Genomic DNA, 20079 nt, shown 5'->3' with positions numbered 1-20079 from the left:
ACTCGGGTTGGAATGGAGTTAGCTGATGACGCCCGACTGCATATGCAGCAAGGCACGGCGATTCAAGTTCGTAGTCTGATGCAGCCGCTCCCTTGCCGCAGGTGAAAGCCGGCGGGATAACAAGAACGATAAGGGGAACCCGCAATGATGCGACATCCACATGTCTGGATGGGCCTCCTGTTGTGGTCGATTTTCAGCCAGGCGCAAGCGGCCTGGACTGTGAATATGGCGCCTGGAGCGACTGAAATCAGTCACGCAGTATTCGACCTGCACATGACCATTTTCTGGATCTGTGTGGTGATCGGCATCATCGTTTTCGGTGCCATGTTCTGGTCGATGATTCTCCACCGCCGCTCGACCGGGCAGGTGGCCGCCAAATTTCATGAAAGCACCACCGTCGAAATCCTCTGGACCATCGTGCCCTTCCTGATCCTGGTGGCCATGGCGGTTCCCGCCACTGCGACGCTGATCAAGATGTACGACGCCAGCGAGCCGGAAATCGATATCCAGGTCACCGGCTACCAGTGGAAGTGGCACTACAAATACCTGGGCCAGGACGTCGAGTTCTTCAGCAACCTGACCACCCCCCAGGATCAAATCCACAACAAGGAAACCAAGGGCGAGCACTACCTGCTCGAAGTCGACAAGCCATTGGTGCTGCCGGTCGGTACCAAGGTGCGCTTCCTGGTGACCTCCGCCGACGTGATCCACTCCTGGTGGGTGCCGGCTTTTGCGGTCAAGCGCGATGCGATTCCCGGGTTCGTCAATGAGGCCTGGACCCGCATCGACAAGCCCGGCATCTACCGTGGCCAGTGCGCCGAGTTGTGCGGCAAGGATCACGGCTTCATGCCGACCGTGGTCGAGGTCAAGGAAAAGGCCGATTACGAAAAATGGCTGGCCGATCGCAAGGTCGAGGTCGCGCAACTCAAAGAGCTGACCAGCAAGGAATGGACGCTCGATGAGCTCAAGGATCGCGGCGACAAGATCTATCACACCACCTGCGTGGCCTGTCACCAGGCCGAAGGCCAGGGCCTGCCGCCGATGTTCCCGGCACTCAAGGGTTCGAAAATCGCCACCGGGCCGAAAGACGCACACCTGAGCATTGTCTTCCACGGCAAGCCTGGCACCGCCATGGCGGCGTTCGGCAAACAACTCTCGGAAGTCGATATTGCAGCGGTTGTGACCTATGAACGTAACGCCTGGGGCAACAACAAGGGCGACATGGTCACGCCTAAAGAAGTGCTGGAGCTGAAACAGGCGGAAAGCAAATGACCCGGTCTATTGCGTACTCAAGGAACCGCTCGGGACAGCTTGCCCCGGCCCGCCCAGCCCATCAGTTTGCAGGAGACAGGACATGACTGCTGTAATCGATGAACATGTTCATACCGCCACCGACCACGCCCACGGTCCCGCCAAAGGCCTGATGCGTTGGGTGCTGACCACCAACCACAAGGACATCGGCACGCTGTACCTGTGGTTTGCATTTTCCATGTTCCTGCTCGGCGGCTCGTTCGCCATGGTGATTCGCGCCGAGCTGTTCCAGCCGGGGCTGCAAATCGTCCAGCCGGAATTCTTCAACCAGATGACCACCATGCACGGTCTGGTGATGGTCTTCGGCGCGGTGATGCCGGCCTTCGTCGGCCTCGCCAACTGGATGGTTCCGCTGATGATCGGCGCACCGGACATGGCGTTGCCACGGATGAACAACTTTAGCTTCTGGCTGCTGCCGGCGGCGTTTCTTTTGCTGGTATCGACCCTGTTCACTCCCGGCGGCGGACCGAACTTCGGCTGGACGTTCTACGCGCCGCTGTCGACCACCTACGCGCCGGAAAGCGTGACCTTCTTCATCTTCGCCATTCACTTGATGGGGATCAGTTCGATCATGGGCGCGATCAACGTGATCGCCACCATCCTCAATCTGCGCGCCCCCGGCATGACGCTGATGAAAATGCCGCTGTTCGTCTGGACCTGGCTGATCACCGCTTTCCTGCTGATCGCAGTGATGCCGGTGCTGGCCGGTTGCGTGACGATGATGCTGATGGACATCCACTTCGGCACCAGCTTCTTCAGCGCCGCCGGTGGCGGTGACCCGGTGCTGTTCCAGCATGTGTTCTGGTTCTTCGGCCACCCCGAGGTGTACATCATGATCCTGCCGGCCTTCGGTGCCGTCAGCTCGATCATTCCGGCGTTCTCGCGCAAGCCATTGTTCGGCTACACGTCGATGGTCTACGCCACGGCGAGTATCGCGTTCCTGTCGTTCATCGTCTGGGCGCACCACATGTTCGTGGTCGGCATTCCGCTGGTGGGCGAGCTGTTCTTCATGTACGCCACGCTGCTGATTGCGGTACCAACGGGCGTGAAGGTGTTCAACTGGGCCAGCACCATGTGGCAAGGCTCGCTGACGTTCGAGACGCCGATGCTGTTCGCCGTGGCGTTCGTGATCCTGTTCACCATCGGCGGTTTCTCCGGGCTGATGCTGGCCATTGCCCCGGCGGACTTCCAGTACCAGGACACCTACTTTGTGGTCGCGCACTTCCACTATGTGCTGGTGCCGGGGGCAATCTTCGGGATCTTCGCCTCGGCCTACTACTGGATGCCGAAATGGACCGGCCATATGTACGACGAAACCCTTGGCAAGCTGCATTTCTGGCTGTCGTTCATCGGCATGAACATGGCCTTCTTCCCGATGCACTTCGTGGGGTTGGCGGGCATGCCGCGACGGATCCCGGACTACAACCTGCAATTCGCCGACTTCAACATGGTGTCGTCGATCGGCGCATTCATGTTCGGTGCAACGCAGATCTTCTTCCTGTTCATCGTGATCAAGACCATTCGCGGCGGCCCTCCGGCACCGGCCAAGCCGTGGGATGGAGCCGAAGGCCTGGAATGGAGCATCCCGTCGCCGGCGCCGTATCACACCTTCACCACGCCGCCGGAAGTGAAATGAACACCTGCCCTTCTGTGGGCGCGAGCTTGCTCGCGATAGGGCCAACCCGGTGTGCCAGATACACCGCTATCGCGAGCAAGCTCGCTCCCACAGGGTTTGGTGTGGAGGTTTGCAATCATGGCTGACTCGATTTCGTTGAGGAAACTGGTTACCCGCCTGTTGCTGGTTGTGGGGGCGATGTTCGTGTTCGGGTTTGCGCTGGTGCCGATCTACGACGTGATGTGCAAAGCCTTCGGCATCAATGGCAAGACCGCCGGGCAGTACGAGGGTGAGCAGACGGTCGACACCTCTCGGCAGGTGCGCGTGCAGTTTCTGTCGACCAACACCGCCGACATGCCCTGGGATTTCTATCCCAAGGGTGAGGAGCTGACGGCCAACCCTGGGGCAGTGAACGAGATGATCTTCATTGCGCATAACCCCACCGACCGCCCGATGAGCGCCCAGGCAGTGCCGAGCATCGCGCCCAGCGCAGCGGCGGCGTACTTCCACAAGACCGAATGTTTCTGCTTTACCCAGCAAGTGCTGCAGCCCGGTCAACGGATCGAGATGCCGGTACGTTTCATCGTTGACCGTGACATGCCCAAGGATGTGAAGCACCTGACGCTGTCTTACACGCTGTTCGATATCACCGCCCGACATCCACCGGTAGCTGTAAACACTGGCGGCTGAGCGTGCCCGATAAGGAGAACAATAAATGGCAACTCATGAACATTATTACGTTCCCGCCCAGAGCAAATGGCCGATCATCGCCACGCTCGGCATGGTCACCACCGTGTACGGCCTGGCCACCTGGTTCAACGATCTGAAAGCGGCACGCCCGGAATCCCACGGGCCGCTGATCTTTTTCGTCGGTGGGTTGCTGCTGGCCTACATGCTGTTCGGCTGGTTTGGCACGGTGATCAAGGAAAGTCGCGGCGGTCTGTACAGCGCGCAAATGGATCGCTCGTTTCGCTGGGGTATGAGTTGGTTCATTTTCTCGGAGGTGATGTTCTTCATCGCCTTCTTCGGTGCACTGTTTTATGTGCGTAACATTTCCGGCCCGGCCCTCGGCGGTGACGGTGCCAAGGGCATCGCGCACATGCTGTGGCCGAACTTCGAATTCGTCTGGCCGTTGTTGAACAACCCCGACTCGAAACTGTTCCCGCCACCCAAGGAAGTCATCAGCCCCTGGGGCCTGCCGCTGCTCAATACCGTGTTGCTGGTGAGCTCCAGCGTCACGGTGACCATCGCCCACCATGCCTTGAAAAAGGGCCATCGCGGCGCACTGAAATTGTGGCTGGCGCTTACCGTATTACTGGGCTGCGGGTTTCTCACTTTCCAGGCTGAAGAGTACATGCACGCCTACCACGAGCTGGGTCTGACCCTGGGTTCGGGCATCTACGGCGCGACGTTCTTCATGCTCACCGGGTTCCACGGTGCCCACGTGACCATCGGCACCATCATCCTGTTCGTGATGCTGATGCGGATCATGCGCGGGCACTTCGACATCGATCACCAGTTCGGCTTCGAAGCGGCGAGCTGGTACTGGCACTTCGTGGATGTGGTGTGGATCGGGCTATTCGTTTTCGTCTATGTGCTTTAGAGCAGCGTGTAGGAGCGAGCTTGCTCGCTCCTACAACTACCATGGGGCATGAGAAACCAACTGGCCGCTGAAAAAGCCCCAGGTGATCAGACCGAGGGTAATGGCGGCCAGCGTGACACGCACACTCAAGGCAATGACGAGGCGGTTTGAGCGGCTGTCGTCCTTGACCAGAAAAAACAGGCCGCTGAACAGGCTGACAACCGTGGCAATCAGCATCAGGACGATGGCTGCTTTGAGCATGGTGAGACTCCGGGGGGACAAGCGATGCACTTAAGTATAGCTATCGCGATGACCGACTTTCTGGCGATGCCATGAAGCGCTTTCGGCCGGGTATCGTGCCAACGCTGGTGGTGGCGCTGTTGCTGCCATTGCTGGTGTCCCTGGGGTTCTGGCAATTGAGCCGGGGCGCGGAGAAAAGCGCACTGCTGCAAACCTACGCCGAGCGCCGGGCCGCCGAGCCGATGCTCAGCATTGAGCTGCAACACACCCAGGATCCGGCCTTCCGCCGGGTGCGCCTGCATGGCGAATTCGATGCCGCCCACAGCCTGTTACTGGATAACCGTCAACGCGACGGCAAAGTCGGGGTCGAACTGCTGCAGCCGTTCCAGGACCGGGCGAGCGGGCTCTGGCTGCTGGTCAATCGCGGCTGGCTGCCCTGGCCGGACCGGCGCACTCCACCGCAATTCACTACACCTGCGCAAGCCGTCAGTCTCGATGCCTGGGTTTACGTTTCCCCCGGCGCCACTTTTCAGTTGCATGCCGATCCCGACAGCACCACCTGGCCACAACTGGTGACAGCAGTCGCCCCGGGCAAACTATGGCGTGCGCTGAACCGTGACGGCTTTGCCTTTGAGCTGCGCGCCGAAACCGGCCCTGCCACTTATCAGGCCGACTGGCCGGTGGTCGCCACGGGCCCGGAAAAACACATCGCTTATGCCGTGCAGTGGTTCGCCATGGCGATCGCCCTGTTCGGTCTTTATCTGTATCTCGGCTGGCACAACGCAAAGGAGAAACACCATGGGAGCGGCCATGAATCCACCCAGCATGTCTGAGGCGAAACCGTCGGTGAACCGGCGCAAGGGCCGCTTGCAACTGCTGCTGATACTTTTCGGGGTGATCGGTCCGATGATCCTCGCCACCGGCATGTACAAGCTGAATTTCTGGGTGCCTGAGGGCCGCAGTTATCACGGCGAACTGATCGGCAACGGCCAGACCCGCGCCGATATTGGCGTACAGGCGCAGGACGATCGCTGGCAGATTCTGGTGACGGCGCCCAAGGATTGCGCGGTGGACTGCCAGCAACTGGTGTATCTGGCGCGGCAAATCCAGATCAGCCTCGGCCGCGATGCGTCCCGCGCCAGCCATGCGTTGGCCGCCGCGCAGACGCTGAACAGCGATTACGAGACTAAACTTCAACGCGAGTACCCGCAGTTGCAACGCTATTCACTGGACTTGCCGACCTACATTAAAGGCGCTCAGGGCAATGACGCGCCGCACCTGTGGATCATCGACCCTCACGGCAATCTGGTGCTGCGCTACGACCCGTCGGTGAAGGGTAAGGACCTGCTCAACGATCTGCGTCACCTGCTGAAACTGTCGAACATCGGATAAGGGCATCGTCATGGCCAAACCTGGATTTCGCCTCGCGTTGTTTGCCACCTTGCTGGCACTGATTGTGGTGTTGCTGGGCGCCTACACCCGCCTGACCCACGCCGGCCTCGGCTGCCCGGACTGGCCTGGCTGCTACGGCTTCGTCAGCGTACCGAAAAGCGAAGCCCAGCTGGCCCATGCCGAATTGCATTTCCCGGACGCTCCGGTCGAGGCCCACAAGGGCTGGAACGAGATGATCCACCGCTACTTCGCCGGCACGCTGGGGATGTTGATCGCGGTGTTGGCCGGTCGTGCGTGGGTGCATCGCCGCCATCCGGGGCAACCGGTGAAGTTGCCGTTGTTCCTGCTGGCGGTGGTCCTTGGCCAGGCCGCATTCGGTATGTGGACGGTAACGCTCAAACTCTGGCCGCAGGTGGTCACCGGGCATTTGCTTGGCGGCTTCGCGACCTTGAGCCTGTTGTTTCTGTTGACCTTGCGCCTGTCCGGCGTACTGCCGGCGCTGACCGTGCCACGACGCTTGCAGTACTGGGCGACGGCGGGGCTGCTGCTGGTGATCGGGCAAATCGCCCTCGGTGGCTGGGTCAGTTCCAACTATGCCGCCGTGGCCTGCATCGACTTCCCGACCTGTCACGGCCAGTGGTTGCCGCCCATGGACTTCGCTAATGGCTTTCACCTGACCCAACACATCGGCCCGAACTATCTGGGCGGGCAACTGGACAGCGACGCCCGTACGGCGATTCACCTGACCCATCGCATCGGCGCGTTGCTGGTCACCCTGGTATTGCTCGGTCTGGCCTGGCAATTGAAGGCGGTCGGCATGACGCGCCTGGCAGGCCTGGTGCTGATCGCCCTTGGCGCACAAATCACCCTGGGCATCAGCAACGTGCTGTTTCATCTGCCGCTGCCGGTGGCCGTTGCACATAACGCCGGCGGCGCCGCGCTATTGCTGACCATGGTACTGGTCAATTATCACGCCCGAACCAGTCTGGTCCGGGTCAAGCAAGCGCGCTGGCACTTCAGCCCGCGTAAACACTCAGCCGGGCCCATAACAATAAAAGGAGAAATGCCATGGCGATTCTGATCGGCGAACGTCCCAGTCAAGCGATCTGGCGTGACTACCTGGAACTGACCAAACCCAAAGTCGTGGTGCTGATGCTCATCACTTCACTGGTGGGGATGTTCCTCGCAACCCGCGCCGGGGTGCCGTGGACGGTGCTGATCTTCGGCAACCTGGGCATCGCCCTGTGTGCCGGTGGCGCGGCGGCGGTCAATCATGTGGTGGACCGGCGCATCGACGCGGTGATGGCGCGCACCCACAAACGGCCGCTCGCCGAAGGCCGGGTTTCGCCGACCGCCGCGCTGACGTTCGCACTGGTATTGGCAGCCCTCGGGCAAGCCATGCTGCTGGCGTTTACCAACCCGCTGACCGCGTGGCTGACCCTCGCCTCGTTGCTCGGCTATGCGGTGATCTACACCGGATTCCTCAAGCGCGCGACTCCGCAGAACATCGTCATCGGTGGTCTGGCCGGTGCCGCACCGCCATTGCTCGGCTGGACTGCCGCCACCGGTCACGTCAGCGCCGAACCGCTGCTGCTGGTGCTGATCATCTTCGCCTGGACCCCGCCGCATTTCTGGGCACTGGCGATTCACCGCAAGGAGGAATACGCCAAGGCCGACATCCCGATGCTGCCCGTCACCCACGGCGAGCACTACACCAAGATTCATATCCTGCTTTATACCTTCGCGCTGCTCGCCGTCAGCCTGATGCCTTATGTGATCCACATGAGCGGCACGCTCTATCTGGTGTGCGCACTCGGGCTGGGCGGGCGATTTCTGCAATGGGCCGTGGTGTTGTACCGTGGCACTCGGCCGCATGCGGCGATCGGCACGTTCAAGTACTCTATTTACTACTTGTTCCTGCTGTTTATCGCCCTGCTTGTAGACCACTACTTACTGTTGATCCTATGACTCGAACCCAGAAAACCGTCTTCATTCTCGTCGCCCTGATCGCGCTGATCCTGGGCCTGACCGTCAATAAGGTACTGTCCGGGAAAAACCAGGGTGATCCGACGGCGCTGATCGACGCCGGCATCATTTTGCTGCCGCAGAGCCGTAATCTGCCGGACGTGACGATGACCAATCAGGACGGCCAGCCGGTCATGATCAATGAGTTGAAAGGCAAGTGGAGCCTGCTGTTCTTCGGCTATACCTTCTGCCCGGACATTTGCCCGACCACCCTCGCCCAACTGCGGCAGATCAAGAGCGAGTTGCCGCCAGAAGCCGTGGATAAGCTGCAGATCGTGCTGGTCAGCATTGACCCCAATCGCGACACACCCAAGCAGCTCAAGCAGTACCTGGGCTACTTCGACCCGCAGTTCATTGGCCTGACCCCGGCGTCGACCGATGAGCTGCAAAAGGTCGCCAACGCGGTGAGCATTCCATTCATTCCGGCGGACACCAACAAGCCAAACTACACCGTCGACCACAGCGGCAACCTTGCGGTGCTCGGGCCGGACGGCACGCAGCGCGGGTTTATTCGGGCGCCTTTGAATAATGCGAAGCTGGTGGCACAGTTGCCGGTGATGCTCAAGCGCAACTAAAGACACCGCTAAACCTGTGGGAGCGAGCTTGCTCGCGATGAGGCCGTAATATTCAACATCTACATTGACTGATACACCGCCATCGCGAGCAAGCTCGCTCCCACAAGGGGGCGGTGTTTCTGGCACAAAAAAGGGGCGCATTCGATGCGCCCCTTTTTTGTTGCTTTCAGTCGGTCAGAACGCCGGCACGACCGCGCCTTTGTACTTCTCGAGAATGAACGCTTTCACTTCCGGGCTGTGCAGGGCAGCGACCAGTTTCTTCATCGCTTCGCTGTCCTTGTCGTCCGAACGGGCAACCAGGATGTTCACGTACGGCGAGTCGCTGCCTTCGATCACCAGCGCATCTTTGGCCGGATCGAGCTTGGCTTCCAGCGCGTAGTTGGTGTTGATCAGCGCCAGGTCGACCTGGGTCAGCACGCGCGGGATGGTGGCGGCTTCCAGCTCACGGATTTTCAGGTCCTTGGTGTTCTCGGTGATGTCCTTCACGGTCGACAGGATGTTGTGCGAATCCTTCAACTTGATCACGCCGGCCTTGGCCAGCAGCAACAATGCACGGCCGCCGTTGGTGGCATCGTTCGGGATGACCACGGTGGCACCGCCAGGCAGCTCGGCGAGGGTCTTGTACTTGCTGGAGTAAGCGCCCAGGGGTTCCAGGTGCACGCCGGCCACGGAAACCAGATTGGTGCCCTTGGCCTTGTTGAACTCATCCAGGTACGGCTGGTGCTGGAAGAAGTTGGCGTCCAGGCGCTTTTCCGCGACCTGTACGTTCGGCTGGATGTAGTCGGTGAAGACTTTGACCTTCAGGTCCACGCCTTCTTTGGCCAGGGTCGGTTTCACGAATTCGAGGATCTCGGCGTGTGGTACCGGGGTGGCCGCGACGGTCAGGGTTTCAGCGTGGGCAGAGAACGCGGCAACGGCCGCGAAGGCCACGAGTAGTTTTTTCATTCAGCTAACTCCTTGTGAGGCGCCCGTTTGGCGCCTGCCAGCGAATGGCCGGCTCATGTCTTACTTACGGGAAAAGTGGACGACCAATTTGTCGCCGAAGGTTTGCAGCACCTGGACCAATACCAGCAGCAATACCACTGTCACGACCATCACATCGGTCTGGAAACGCTGGTAACCGAAGCGGATCGCCAGGTCGCCCAGACCACCGGCACCCACGACACCGGCCATCGCCGTGTAGGACACCAGTGTAATGGCTGTCACCGTAATCGCTGCGAAGATGCCCGGACGCGCCTCCGGCAACAACGCGTTGGTGATGATCTGCCGCGTGGTCGCGCCCATGGCCTGGGTCGCTTCGATGATGCCGCGATCCACTTCACGCAGGGCGGTTTCCACCAGACGGGCGAAGAACGGCGTGGCACCCACCACCAGCGGCGGGATCGCCCCCGCGACACCCAGGGATGTGCCGGTGATCAACACGGTGAACGGAATCATCACGATCAACAGGATGATGAACGGCAGCGAGCGCAGAATGTTCACCACCAGCGACAGCATCGCGTAGACGCCTTTGGCTTCCAGCAACTGGCGCGGGCTGCACAGGAACAGCAGCACACCCAGCGGCAAGCCGAGCAGCACGGTGAACAACAGCGAACCGCCGAGCATCAGCAGGGTGTCGCCAGTGGCCAGCCAGATTTCGAACCAGTCGATATTGGCGAAGAAACTTGTCAGGGCTTCCATTAGCGCAGCACCTCCATGTGGACGTCGGCCGCGGTGAAGCGGGCAAAGGCCGCTTCCATGTCACCGCCAGTGACAGCCAGGGTCAGTTGCCCGTAAGGGACGTCTTTGATGCGGTCGATACGACCGGCCAGGATGCTGTAGTCCACGCCGGTTTCGCGGGCGACGGTGCCCAGCAACGGCGCGTAGGTCGCTTCGCCCTGGAAGGTCAGACGCAGGATGCGCCCCGGCACGTGAGCGAAGTCGTCACGCTGTTCGTTTTCGTCGATTTGCTCGTCTTCCTGCACGAAGCGCTTGGTGGTCGGGTGCTTCGGATGCAGGAACACCTCGGCCACCGAGCCTTGCTCGACGATCACGCCGGCATCCATCACTGCGACCTGGTCGCAGACCCGGCGGATCACGTCCATCTCGTGGGTGATCAATACGATGGTCAGTTTCAGCTCACGATTGATCTCGGCCAGCAACTGCAGAACCGATGCGGTGGTCTGCGGGTCGAGGGCGCTGGTGGCTTCGTCGCACAGCAAGATTTTTGGCTTGGTCGCCAGGGCGCGGGCAATGCCCACACGCTGTTTTTGCCCGCCGGACAATTGCGCCGGGTACTTTTTCGCGTGGTCGGACAAACCGACCCGCGCCAGCAACTCGGCCACGCGCGAATCAATCTCGCTGCGCGACAGCTCGCCGGCCAGGGTCAGGGGCAGCGCGACGTTGTCGGCCACGGTCTTGGAGGCCAGCAGGTTGAAATGCTGGAAAATCATCCCGACCTGTTGACGGAAGCGGCGCAGGCCGTTGGCATCGAGGGCGGTGACTTCTTCACCGTCGACGGTGATCTTGCCGCCACTGGCGTTTTCCAGGCGATTGATCAGACGCAGAAGGGTACTTTTTCCTGCACCGGAATGACCGATCAAGCCAAAAACCTGGCCGTTCTCAATCGTCAGACTGGTCGGATGCAGGGCGGGGATTTCCTTACCGGCGACGCGGTAGGTTTTGTGGACGTTTTGAAACTCGATCACGTAGCGAACCTTGTGGGGCGCGTTAGAAAAGGATCAGCGGTTAGCCGGGCGCGCATTTTAGCCTGTCCGTATAGAGGTTCTTAGCATTTATTTCGCATTTGTCCTGTCATTTGGCAATAACGCGATCAAAGGTCAGAAAAAAGGAACGGCTGAGTTTTGGAGAGGGAGGCGAGGGCCAAGGCGATTCCGGCCGGAAAATCTGCGGAACTAGAGCGACCGCCATCGCGAGCAAGCTCGCTCCCACAGTAGAGAAGTGCTGACCACAAAATGTGTGGGCCACCCGAAACCCTGTGGGAGCGAGCTTGCTCGCGATGCTTTTAAGATTTGCGAGGCGTCAGGACCATCTGCGCCGGAACACTGCGCAGAATCTGCCGTTCCAGCTTCAGATCAAACTCAGGATCGAGCTTGTTCACCCGTTTGGTCAGCAAATTAGCCAGCCAAGGGTAATCGTTGGTGCGCGGCGCCTGAATGCTCACGTCGCACTGAAAATTCACCACATCGGCGGCGATCGCATCCAGTTGGCGACGCAGTTTGCCCATGTCGTTGATGTTCAGCGCGACCGTGGTGCTTTCAGCCGACAGATCGATGACCTTGGCTTTGGGCTTGGCTTCGGCAGCCTTGAGGGCGGCTTCGGCTTTTTCCAGTTCGGCCTTGCGCGCCTCGGCAATCGAGCCGTTGACTCCGCCGGTCAGTGCCGGAGCCTTAGGCATTAACGAGCGGGCACGGCTCAGGGCGGTCGCGGCGGCATCCACGTCACCCTTTTGCAGCACGATCTGGCTGCGGCGCAGGTAGGCTTCGGCCAGTTGCCGCTGGTATTGCTCAAGGGACGCATCGTTGGGCGATTCGGCCTGCAAGGCTGCCAACTGGTCTTCGGCGGTGGCCAGTTCATCGCCGGCGATGTTTTGTTCCAGCTGTACGATGGCCGCGGCCCGTGCATCGGCAGCCTCGGTGGCCGCCGGTGGCGTGCTTTGGCAGGCACCCAGCAGCAAAGAAAATGCGACAAGGAGCAGATAACGGGAGGCGAACGACTTCATTCCTGCGACTCTCTATTTGCGCAAAAAACGAGCAAGTCTACACCCCTCGACGGGGCAGAACAAAACTCAGCAGAAACAGCACGGCGGCCGTCACTACAATTGACGGGCCGGCCGGGGTGTCCTTGAACCAGGACAGTGCCAGCCCGCCACACACGGCGAGTATGCCCAGCAGGCTCGCGCCCAGTGCCATCTGTTCCGGCGAGCGGGCGTGACGTTGCGCCGCAGCGGCCGGGATGATCAGCAACGAAGTGATCAGCAACACGCCGACGATTTTCATCGCCACGGCAATCACCACGGCGATCAACAGCATCAGCGCCAGGCGCAATCCCGCCACGGGCAAACCTTCGACCCTGGCCAGTTCTTCATGCACGGTGATCGCCAGCAATGGGCGCCACAATGTAACCAGCAACACCAGAACCGCAGCGCTGCCGCCAAGAATCCAGGCCAGATCGGTCGGACTGATCGCCAGCAGGTCGCCGAACAGATAGGCCATCAGGTCGATCCGCACTTCGTGCATGAAGCTTAGTACCACCAGGCCCAGGGAGAGCGTGCTGGGTGCAAGAATTCCCAGAAGTGTGTCGGACGCCAGCGGCTGGCGTTGTTGCAAAGTCACCAGCAACACCGCCAACAGCAAGCAGCCAACGGTCACGGCAACGGTCGGGCTGACATCCAGCAGGAAGCCCAGGGCCACGCCGAGCAATGCGGCGTGGGACAGGGTGTCGCCGAAATAGGCCATGCGCCGCCAGACCACGAAAGACCCCAATGGGCCTGCGACGACGGCCAGGGCCAGGCCTGCAAGCAGGGCGTAAAGTAGAAAATCAGCCATGCTTGCAGCTATCTCCGTGCACATGGGGTTGGCCCGACGCGGGCGCCTTGACCACCGAGCCATGCAAGTCGTGAGCGTGGTCGTGATGGTGGTGATAAATCGCCAGGCTTTGTGCGTTTTTTCCGAACAGCTCGACGAAAGCCGGATCGCCGCTGACTTGTTCGGGATGGCCGGAACAGCAGACATGACGATTGAGGCAAACCACCTGATCCGTGGTGCTCATCACCAGATGCAGATCATGGGAGACCATCAGCACGCCGCAACCGTGGCGGTCGCGCAGACGGGTGATCAGGCTGTACAGCTCAGCCTGGCCGGCCACGTCGACACCCTGTACCGGTTCGTCAAGCACCAGCAGTTCCGGTTCGCGCAACAAGGCCCGGGCCAGCAACACGCGTTGCATTTCGCCACCGGAAACGCTTTGCACCGGGCTGTCGATCACCTGTTCGGCGCCGACTTCCTTGAGCGCCGCCAAGGCCATCGCCCGGTCCACGCCCGGCACCAGGCGCAAGAAACGCAGGACCGACAGAGGGAGGGTCGGATCGACGTGAAGTTTTTGCGGCATGTAACCGACCCGTAGTTTCGGCTTGCGCCAAACGCTGCCGCTGTCTGGTTTCAACAGGCCGAGCACGGCACGCACCAGGGTGGTTTTACCGGCGCCGTTGGGGCCGATCAGGGTCACGATCTGCCCCGGCTCGACGCTCAACTCGATGTTGTCCAGCACCGGTTGCCCGGCGAACGTGACCGCAACCTGCTCAAGACGGATTAGCGCGTTGCTCATCAAGCCCCCTGGCAACCCGAGCAGAGACCGATCACTTCGACGGTCTGGCCTTCGACGACAAACCCGACATCCCTGGCACTGGCGATGATCGCGTCGCTGATGGATTTTTGCTCAAGTTCGATCGCGGCGTGGCACACGCGGCAGATCAGGAACTGACCCTGGTGAGCATGTTCCGGGTGATTGCAGCCGATGAAGGCGTTGAGCGAGGAAATCCGATGGACCAGGCCGTTTTCCAGCAGGAAATCCAACGCGCGATACACCGTCGGCGGCGCGGCGCGGCGACCGTCCTGCTCACTGAGGACCGCGAGAATGTCGTAGGCACCCAGGGGCTTGTGGCTTTGCCATACCAGTTCCAGCACCCGCCGGCGCAATGCGGTCAGGCGCAGGCCTTGACGTGCGCACAGGGCATCGGCGTCGGACAAAGCGCTGTGAACGCAATGTGAGTGGTCGTGGGGACGGCTGGCAATCGGTGTTTTTAGCATGAGCGGCGACGAGTTTTGTGAGAGACGTTATTATGTTACCCGTTCTCGCCTCTTCGAGTGGTCATCGTGTCCCGACTTTTTTCTATCTTTGTCGCATTTATCGCAAGTTTTCTGCTGATCGGTTCGGCGCAAGCCGAGGTCAAGGTCCTTACCAGCATCAAGCCCCTGCAGTTAATCGCCGCGGCGGTGCAGGACGGCGTGGCGATTCCGGAGGTTTTGCTGCCACCCGGCGCCTCGCCGCATAACTATGCGTTGCGCCCCTCCGACGTGCGCAAGGTGCAATCGGTAGACCTGCTGTACTGGATCGGCCCGGACATGGAAGGTTTCCTGCCACGCGTGCTCAGCGGTCGTACGCTACCTAGCGTCGCGGTGCAGGATTTGCCGGGCATGAAACTGCGCCGTTTTGCCGAAGATAGCCACTCCCACGCCGAAGAAGCCGACGAACATGATCATGATCACCGCCCGGGCAGCCTGGATGCGCACCTGTGGCTGTCACCGGTTAACGCCCGGGTCATCGCGACGAAAATGGCGACCGACCTGAGTGCCGCCGATCCTGACAATGCCGCGCGCTATCAGAGCAATCTGAAAGCCTTCGACGAACGTCTCGATGCATTGGATGCGCGCCTGAAGAAACGCCTGGCCGATGTTCAGGGCAAACCCTACTTCGTGTTTCACGAAGCGTTCGATTACTTCGAAGACGCCTACGGCCTCAAGCACGTGGGTGTGTTCAGCGTCGCGGCCGAAGTGCAACCCGGTGCCCAGCATGTCGCGGCGATGCGTACGCGTTTGCAGGAAGTCGGCAAGACCTGTGTGTTCAGCGAGCCACCGCTGCGTCCGCGCCTGGCAGAAACCCTGGTGGCGGGTTTGCCGGTGAAGCTGGCGGAACTGGATGCGCTGGGCGGGTACACACCGGCGACTGCCCAGGGTTATGAGCAGGTGCTGGAGAAATTGGGGAATGATCTGGCGGGGTGCCTGGAGTCGTTGTAACCGACACCAAACCCTGTGGGAGCGAGCTTGCTCGCGAAGGTGGCATTACATTCAACCTCAATGTTGACTGACCCACCGCTATCGTCGGAACGCCGCCCGGAGCAAGCTCGCTCCCACAGGTCGAAGCCTTTAAAGAGCGAAAGGCAACGGTGTATTGACCGTCTGCCGCTGCGCCAGGCGCAACTGGAACTCCATCGGATCGTGAATCAACACGTCCTGCCCGGCGAACGACTCTGCCGCGATCAAGCGTGACAACCAGAACCGTACGCAAGCCACCCGCAGCATGGTCGGCCACATCTCGGCTTCGGCAGCGGTGAACGGTCGCAAGGCCGCATAAGCGCCCAACAGGGCCCGCGCTCGCGGTCCATCGATCACGCCATCGTCGTCCGAGCACCAGTCGTTCAAGGCAATCGCCACGTCATAGAGCATCGGCCCGGAGCAGGCGTTGTAGAAATCGATCAGCCCGGTCAGGTGCGTGCCTTCGAACATCGCGTTGTCGCGGAACAGGTCGGCGTGAATGTTCGCCCGCGGCAGAGCGAGGATTTTTTCTTTCTGCCGGGTGATTTCTTCCAGCGCCCGTTGCAGCAGGTCTTTCTGTTCGGCACCGAGGTGCGACAGGAACTGCGTACCCTCTTCCAGCATCCAGTCCAGGCCGCGATCGGTTTTGCGCTTGATCATGTTGGCCTGGGTCGCCAGGTGCAGATGGCCGAGCAACTCACCGACCTGCGCGCAATGTTGCGCGTTGGCTTGCTTGATGTGCTTGCCGGCCAGGCGTGGTTGCAGCAACGCAGGTTTGCCCGCCAGTTCGCGCAAGGCCACGCCGTCGGTGGTGCGCAGGGCGTAAGGCACCGGCAGGTCGGCGCCGTGCAGCACGTCGAGCAGTTCGATGAAGAACGGCATTTCCTGTACCGGGCCGCGCTCGACCAGGGTCAGGACAAATTCGCCCTGCTCCAGGCTGATAAAGAAATTGGTGTTTTCGCTACCGGCGGCAATCCCCTGGAAATCAAGCAGGCGGCCGAGGCCATAAGGGGCGAGAAAAGCTTCCAGCTCGGGCCGAGCCAGGGGGGTGAACACAGACATGTTTAAACTGCCAGTACGGGCGCTGCTGTTGAGCCAGCGCCGATTAAAGTTAAGGACGTCTTACCACTTAAAAATTTCCCACGCCGGAATCAGCATATCCGGGTAATCCGAGCGAACGAAGTTACCTTCTGATCCGTCGGCGCGTACCAGGAAATACGGCTTGCCGCCTTTGGGCGTGACTTTGATCGCATACAGGAAGCCGTTTTGGCGGTATTCCTGGATGAGCTTGTCCCCTTCCGTGCGGATCGTGACATCTGGCTCCGGTGTCGGCGCATCGTCCGCCGCCATGACGGCCAATGGGGCGATTGCAAACAAGCCAGCCAGCAACAGGCGATTTGGTGTGCGCATGATAACCTTGTCCCTTTGTCGTCAACGGTCCCGCTATTCTAGCGCCGGACCCGCCGAAAAGGTTGATCCTGCTCATGAGCCAAGCCCCCCTCGTCCTGGTGGACGGTTCTTCTTACTTGTACCGCGCCTTTCACGCGCTGCCACCGCTGACCACATCCAAAGGCCTGCCGACCGGCGCGGTCAAGGGCGTGTTGAACATGCTCAAGAGCCTTCGCAAGCAGTATCCGGACAGTCCGTTCGCCGTGGTGTTCGACGCCAAGGGTGGGACTTTTCGCGATGACATGTACGCCGAATACAAGGCCAACCGTCCGAGCATGCCTGACGACATGCGCGTGCAGATCGAGCCGCTGCACCAGAGCGTGATCGCCCTGGGCTTCCCGCTGCTGTGCGTCGAAGGCGTCGAGGCCGATGACGTGATCGGCACCCTGGCCCGCAGCAGCGCGGCGGCGGACCGTCCGGTGATCATCTCCACCGGTGACAAGGACATGGCGCAACTGGTCGACGGCCACATTACCTTGGTCAATACAATGACCGGTAGCAGCATGGACGTGGAGGGCGTGAAGGAGAAATTCGGCGTCGCTCCCGAGCAGATCATCGATTATCTGGCGCTCATGGGCGATTCTTCCGACAACATTCCGGGTGTTCCGGGTATCGGCCCGAAGACGGCTTCCGGCCTGCTGGTCGGTGTGAACGGTGGCCTGACCGAACTCTATGCGCAGCTCGACATCGTGCCGACCCTGCCGATTCGCGGCGCCAAGACCCTGCGGGCCAAGCTCGAAGAGCACAAGGAAATGGCCTTCCTTTCCTATCAGTTGGCGACCATCAAGGTTGACGTGCCGCTGGATATTGGCCTCGACGACTTGCAAATGGGCGAGGAAGATCCGGCGAAACTCTACGAGTTGTACACCCTGCTGGAGTTCAAGAGCTGGCTGAACGACCTTGATCGCGACGCCAAACGCCTGGAACTGAGCACTGCCGCCGAGCCTGCGCCGGCCGCCGATCTGTTCAGCGAACCAGAGGCCGAAGCACCGGCCGCCGCTGCTGAAGCCGCCTATGAAACTGTCCTCGATCAGGCGCGGTTCGATGCCTGGCTGGAAAAACTGAACAACGCCAAGCTGTTTGCCTTCGACACCGAAACCACTGGCATCGACGCGCAGCAGGCGCAACTGGTGGGTCTGTCGTTCGCGGTTCAGGCCAACGAAGCGGCCTACATCCCGTTGACCCATTCCTACATCGGCGTGCCGCAGCAACTGGACCGCGACACGGTCCTGCGCGCGCTCAAGCCGATTCTGGAAGACCCGAACAAGCTCAAGGTCGGCCAGCACGCCAAGTTCGACATGAATATCCTGGCCAACTGTGCCATCGGCGGCGATCAGGGCAACGGTATCACCGTACGTGGCATTGCCTTCGACACCATGCTTGAGTCCTACGTGCTCAACTCCACGGCCACGCGCCATGACATGGACAGCCTCGCGCAGAAGTATCTGGACCACACCACGGTGAGCTTCCAGGACATCGCCGGCAAGGGCGTGAAACAGCTGACGTTCGATCAGATCGCCCTGGAGCAGGCCGGGCCTTACGCCGCTGAAGATGCGGATATCACCTTGCGTCTGCACCAGACCCTGTTCGAAAAGCTCTCGGCCATTCCAAGCCTGGCCAGCGTGCTGACTGACATTGAAATCCCGCTGGTGCCGGTGCTGGCGCGAATCGAGCGCCAGGGCGCATTCGTCGACGCCGCCCTGCTGGGTGTGCAAAGCATCGAACTGGGCGACAAGATGGTGGCTCTGGAGCGTGAGGCCTTCGAGATTGCCGGCGAGGAATTCAACCTCGGTTCGCCCAAGCAACTTGGCGTGATCCTTTACGAGAAGCTTGGCCTGCCGGTATTGAAGAAAACCGCCAAGGGCCAGCCGTCCACTGCCGAAGAAGTGCTGGCCAAACTGGCGGAAGACGACTATCGATTGCCCAAGGTGCTTATGGAATACCGCACCATGAGCAAGCTGAAAAGCACCTACACCGACCGACTGCCGGAGCAGATCAACCCGCGTACCGGGCGGATCCATACCTCGTATCATCAGGCTGTGGCATCCACCGGGCGCCTGTCCTCCAGCGATCCAAACCTGCAGAACATTCCCGTGCGCACCGCCGAAGGGCGTCGCATCCGCCAGGCCTTCGTGGCCCCGACCGGTTACAAGCTGCTGGCGGCGGACTACTCGCAGATCGAATTGCGGATCATGGCGCACCTGTCACGGGATGAAGGGTTGATGAATGCCTTCCGCCACAATCTTGACGTGCACACCGCGACCGCCGCCGAAGTGTTCAAGGTCGAACTGGCCGACGTGACCTCCGACCAGCGCCGCAGCGCCAAGGCGATCAACTTCGGCCTGATCTACGGCATGGGTGCGCAGAAGCTCGGCAAGGACATCGGCGTCGACACCAAGACCGCCAAGGCCTACATCGATACGTACTTCGCCCGGTATCCCGGCGTTCGCCAGTACATGGACCGTACGCGGGCCCAGGCCGCCGAGCAAGGTTATGTCGAGACGTTCTTCGGGCGTCGCCTGTACCTGCCGGACATCAATTCCAACAAGCCGCAAGAGCGCGCCGCCGCCGAACGCACGGCGATCAACGCACCGATGCAAGGTACCGCTGCGGACATCATCAAGAAAGCCATGGTCGCGGTGGACAACTGGCTGACCGCGTCTGGCCTCGACGCCAAGGTCATCCTGCAGGTGCACGATGAATTGGTGCTTGAAGTGCGTGAAGATCTGGTCGACCAGGTTCGCGATGAAATTCGCGTGCACATGAGCGAAGCCGCGAAACTGGATGTGCCGTTGCTGGTCGAAGTGGGTGTTGGCAATAACTGGGATGAGGCTCACTGAGCCTTCTTGCAGGAGCGAGCTTGCTCCTACAGAAAAACGTCGTGTTCTGCTGCGGCATAGTGCCGCGGCAGAAGGGCGCAAATCGCTTGGTCCGGAAAATTATTAGAGTTATTCCAAAGCCATTTGAAAAAAATCTGAACTAATCTTGCGAACCACCACTCAGAGTTACTGAATGGCTGGTGAAGCCCTTCGATGCTCCTATGTTGTGTTAAGTGTTGGCAGATATCTGGACCCCGCC

The 20079-nt window shown here is 60.5% G+C and carries 21 protein-coding genes; 11 read left to right on the top strand and 10 right to left on the bottom strand.

From position 1 onward, the window contains the following. Positions 1-144 precede the first annotated feature (144 nt). The 4 genes from coxB (at position 145) to ABIA48_RS14710 (ending at position 4529) form a co-directional block, all read left to right on the top strand. Positions 145-1272 (top strand): cytochrome c oxidase subunit II, encoded by a 1128-nt coding sequence (gene coxB, locus ABIA48_RS14725; protein ID WP_429489552.1) that lies wholly within the window; start codon positions 145-147, stop codon positions 1270-1272. A gap of 82 nt (positions 1273-1354) precedes the next feature. Then, positions 1355-2947, top strand: coding sequence for a cytochrome c oxidase subunit I (gene ctaD / locus ABIA48_RS14720; protein ID WP_007992209.1), 1593 nt, complete (start codon positions 1355-1357; stop codon positions 2945-2947). Positions 2948-3064: 117 nt separating this feature from the next. After that, positions 3065-3616, top strand: coding sequence for a cytochrome c oxidase assembly protein (locus ABIA48_RS14715; RefSeq protein ID WP_007986182.1), 552 nt, complete (start codon positions 3065-3067; stop codon positions 3614-3616). A 25-nt stretch (positions 3617-3641) separates the two neighbouring features. Further along, positions 3642-4529, top strand: a complete 888-nt coding sequence (locus tag ABIA48_RS14710; RefSeq protein WP_429489549.1) for a cytochrome c oxidase subunit 3 — start codon at positions 3642-3644, stop codon at positions 4527-4529. Positions 4530-4565: 36 nt separating this feature from the next. Here ABIA48_RS14710 and ABIA48_RS14705 read toward each other — a convergent pair whose 3' ends face one another. Continuing rightward, positions 4566-4769 carry a twin transmembrane helix small protein gene (locus tag ABIA48_RS14705; RefSeq protein ID WP_007969817.1) on the bottom strand — a complete coding sequence of 68 codons (204 nt, stop codon included), beginning with the start codon at positions 4767-4769 and terminating at the stop codon, positions 4566-4568. 71 nt (positions 4770-4840) lie between these two features. On the opposite strand from ABIA48_RS14705, the gene ABIA48_RS14700 reads away from it, so the two are divergent. Genes ABIA48_RS14700 through ABIA48_RS14680 form a run of 5 tightly spaced genes read left to right on the top strand, consistent with a single transcriptional unit; the run spans position 4841 to position 8740 of the window. Continuing rightward, positions 4841-5581 (top strand): SURF1 family protein, encoded by a 741-nt coding sequence (locus tag ABIA48_RS14700; protein ID WP_429489547.1) that lies wholly within the window; start codon positions 4841-4843, stop codon positions 5579-5581. Continuing rightward, positions 5547-6140, top strand: a complete 594-nt coding sequence (locus ABIA48_RS14695; protein ID WP_429489545.1) for a hypothetical protein — start codon at positions 5547-5549, stop codon at positions 6138-6140. The genes ABIA48_RS14700 and ABIA48_RS14695 overlap by 35 nt, the downstream gene beginning before the upstream one ends. A 10-nt stretch (positions 6141-6150) precedes the next feature. Continuing rightward, the gene (locus ABIA48_RS14690; RefSeq protein ID WP_429489543.1) at positions 6151-7221 is read left to right on the top strand and encodes a COX15/CtaA family protein; all 1071 of its coding nucleotides are present in this window, start codon (positions 6151-6153) and stop codon (positions 7219-7221) included. Beyond that, a complete protein-coding gene (gene cyoE / locus ABIA48_RS14685; protein WP_310055220.1) occupies positions 7209-8108 on the top strand; it encodes a heme o synthase in 900 nt (299 codons plus the stop codon). The genes ABIA48_RS14690 and cyoE overlap by 13 nt, the downstream gene beginning before the upstream one ends. Beyond that, a complete protein-coding gene (locus ABIA48_RS14680; protein ID WP_007986170.1) occupies positions 8105-8740 on the top strand; it encodes an SCO family protein in 636 nt (211 codons plus the stop codon). Before cyoE ends, ABIA48_RS14680 begins: the two co-directional genes overlap by 4 nt. Positions 8741-8914: 174 nt before the next feature. On the opposite strand, the gene ABIA48_RS14675 is transcribed toward ABIA48_RS14680, so the two are convergent. The 7 genes from ABIA48_RS14675 to zur all read right to left on the bottom strand — a co-directional run bounded on the left by ABIA48_RS14675 (position 8915) and on the right by zur (position 14547). Then, positions 8915-9685 carry a MetQ/NlpA family ABC transporter substrate-binding protein gene (locus tag ABIA48_RS14675; protein ID WP_429489540.1) on the bottom strand — a complete coding sequence of 257 codons (771 nt, stop codon included), beginning with the start codon at positions 9683-9685 and terminating at the stop codon, positions 8915-8917. A 60-nt stretch (positions 9686-9745) separates the two neighbouring features. Beyond that, positions 9746-10420 carry a methionine ABC transporter permease gene (locus ABIA48_RS14670; protein WP_108231796.1) on the bottom strand — a complete coding sequence of 225 codons (675 nt, stop codon included), beginning with the start codon at positions 10418-10420 and terminating at the stop codon, positions 9746-9748. After that, positions 10420-11427: a methionine ABC transporter ATP-binding protein gene (locus tag ABIA48_RS14665; protein ID WP_429489538.1), complete on the bottom strand. Its 1008-nt coding sequence runs from the start codon at positions 11425-11427 to the stop codon at positions 10420-10422. Before ABIA48_RS14665 ends, ABIA48_RS14670 begins: the two co-directional genes overlap by 1 nt. A 317-nt stretch (positions 11428-11744) precedes the next feature. Next, positions 11745-12461: a PA5502 family lipoprotein gene (locus tag ABIA48_RS14660; RefSeq protein WP_429489536.1), complete on the bottom strand. Its 717-nt coding sequence runs from the start codon at positions 12459-12461 to the stop codon at positions 11745-11747. A 37-nt stretch (positions 12462-12498) separates the two neighbouring features. After that, complete coding sequence (znuB, locus tag ABIA48_RS14655) at positions 12499-13287, bottom strand: zinc ABC transporter permease subunit ZnuB (protein WP_007989405.1); 789 nt, start codon at positions 13285-13287, stop codon at positions 12499-12501. After that, positions 13280-14065, bottom strand: coding sequence for a zinc ABC transporter ATP-binding protein ZnuC (znuC, locus tag ABIA48_RS14650; protein WP_007989407.1), 786 nt, complete (start codon positions 14063-14065; stop codon positions 13280-13282). Before znuC ends, znuB begins: the two co-directional genes overlap by 8 nt. Further along, positions 14065-14547 (bottom strand): zinc uptake transcriptional repressor Zur, encoded by a 483-nt coding sequence (gene zur / locus ABIA48_RS14645; protein ID WP_429489533.1) that lies wholly within the window; start codon positions 14545-14547, stop codon positions 14065-14067. Before zur ends, znuC begins: the two co-directional genes overlap by 1 nt. A gap of 66 nt (positions 14548-14613) precedes the next feature. Between zur and znuA the strand changes: the two genes are divergently transcribed. Beyond that, positions 14614-15534, top strand: coding sequence for a zinc ABC transporter substrate-binding protein ZnuA (gene znuA / locus ABIA48_RS14640; protein ID WP_429489531.1), 921 nt, complete (start codon positions 14614-14616; stop codon positions 15532-15534). Positions 15535-15663: 129 nt separating this feature from the next. On the opposite strand, the gene ABIA48_RS14635 is transcribed toward znuA, so the two are convergent. Both ABIA48_RS14635 and ABIA48_RS14630 read right to left on the bottom strand, forming a co-directional pair. Beyond that, positions 15664-16614, bottom strand: coding sequence for a homoserine kinase (locus tag ABIA48_RS14635; protein ID WP_429489529.1), 951 nt, complete (start codon positions 16612-16614; stop codon positions 15664-15666). Between the two features lie 60 nt (positions 16615-16674). Beyond that, positions 16675-16962, bottom strand: coding sequence for a DUF2782 domain-containing protein (locus ABIA48_RS14630; RefSeq protein WP_429489527.1), 288 nt, complete (start codon positions 16960-16962; stop codon positions 16675-16677). 74 nt (positions 16963-17036) lie between these two features. Here ABIA48_RS14630 and polA point away from each other — a divergent pair, with 74 nt between their 5' ends. Then, positions 17037-19841, top strand: a complete 2805-nt coding sequence (polA, locus tag ABIA48_RS14625) for a DNA polymerase I (protein ID WP_429489525.1) — start codon at positions 17037-17039, stop codon at positions 19839-19841. Positions 19842-20079: the final 238 nt, after the last annotated feature.

It is taken from the genome of Pseudomonas sp. S30_BP2TU TE3576, assembly GCF_050436025.1.
Lineage (GTDB): Bacteria > Pseudomonadota > Gammaproteobacteria > Pseudomonadales > Pseudomonadaceae > Aquipseudomonas.
The sequence above is the reverse complement of the archived record's forward strand: the minus strand, read 5'-3'. Positions and strand labels throughout refer to the sequence as shown.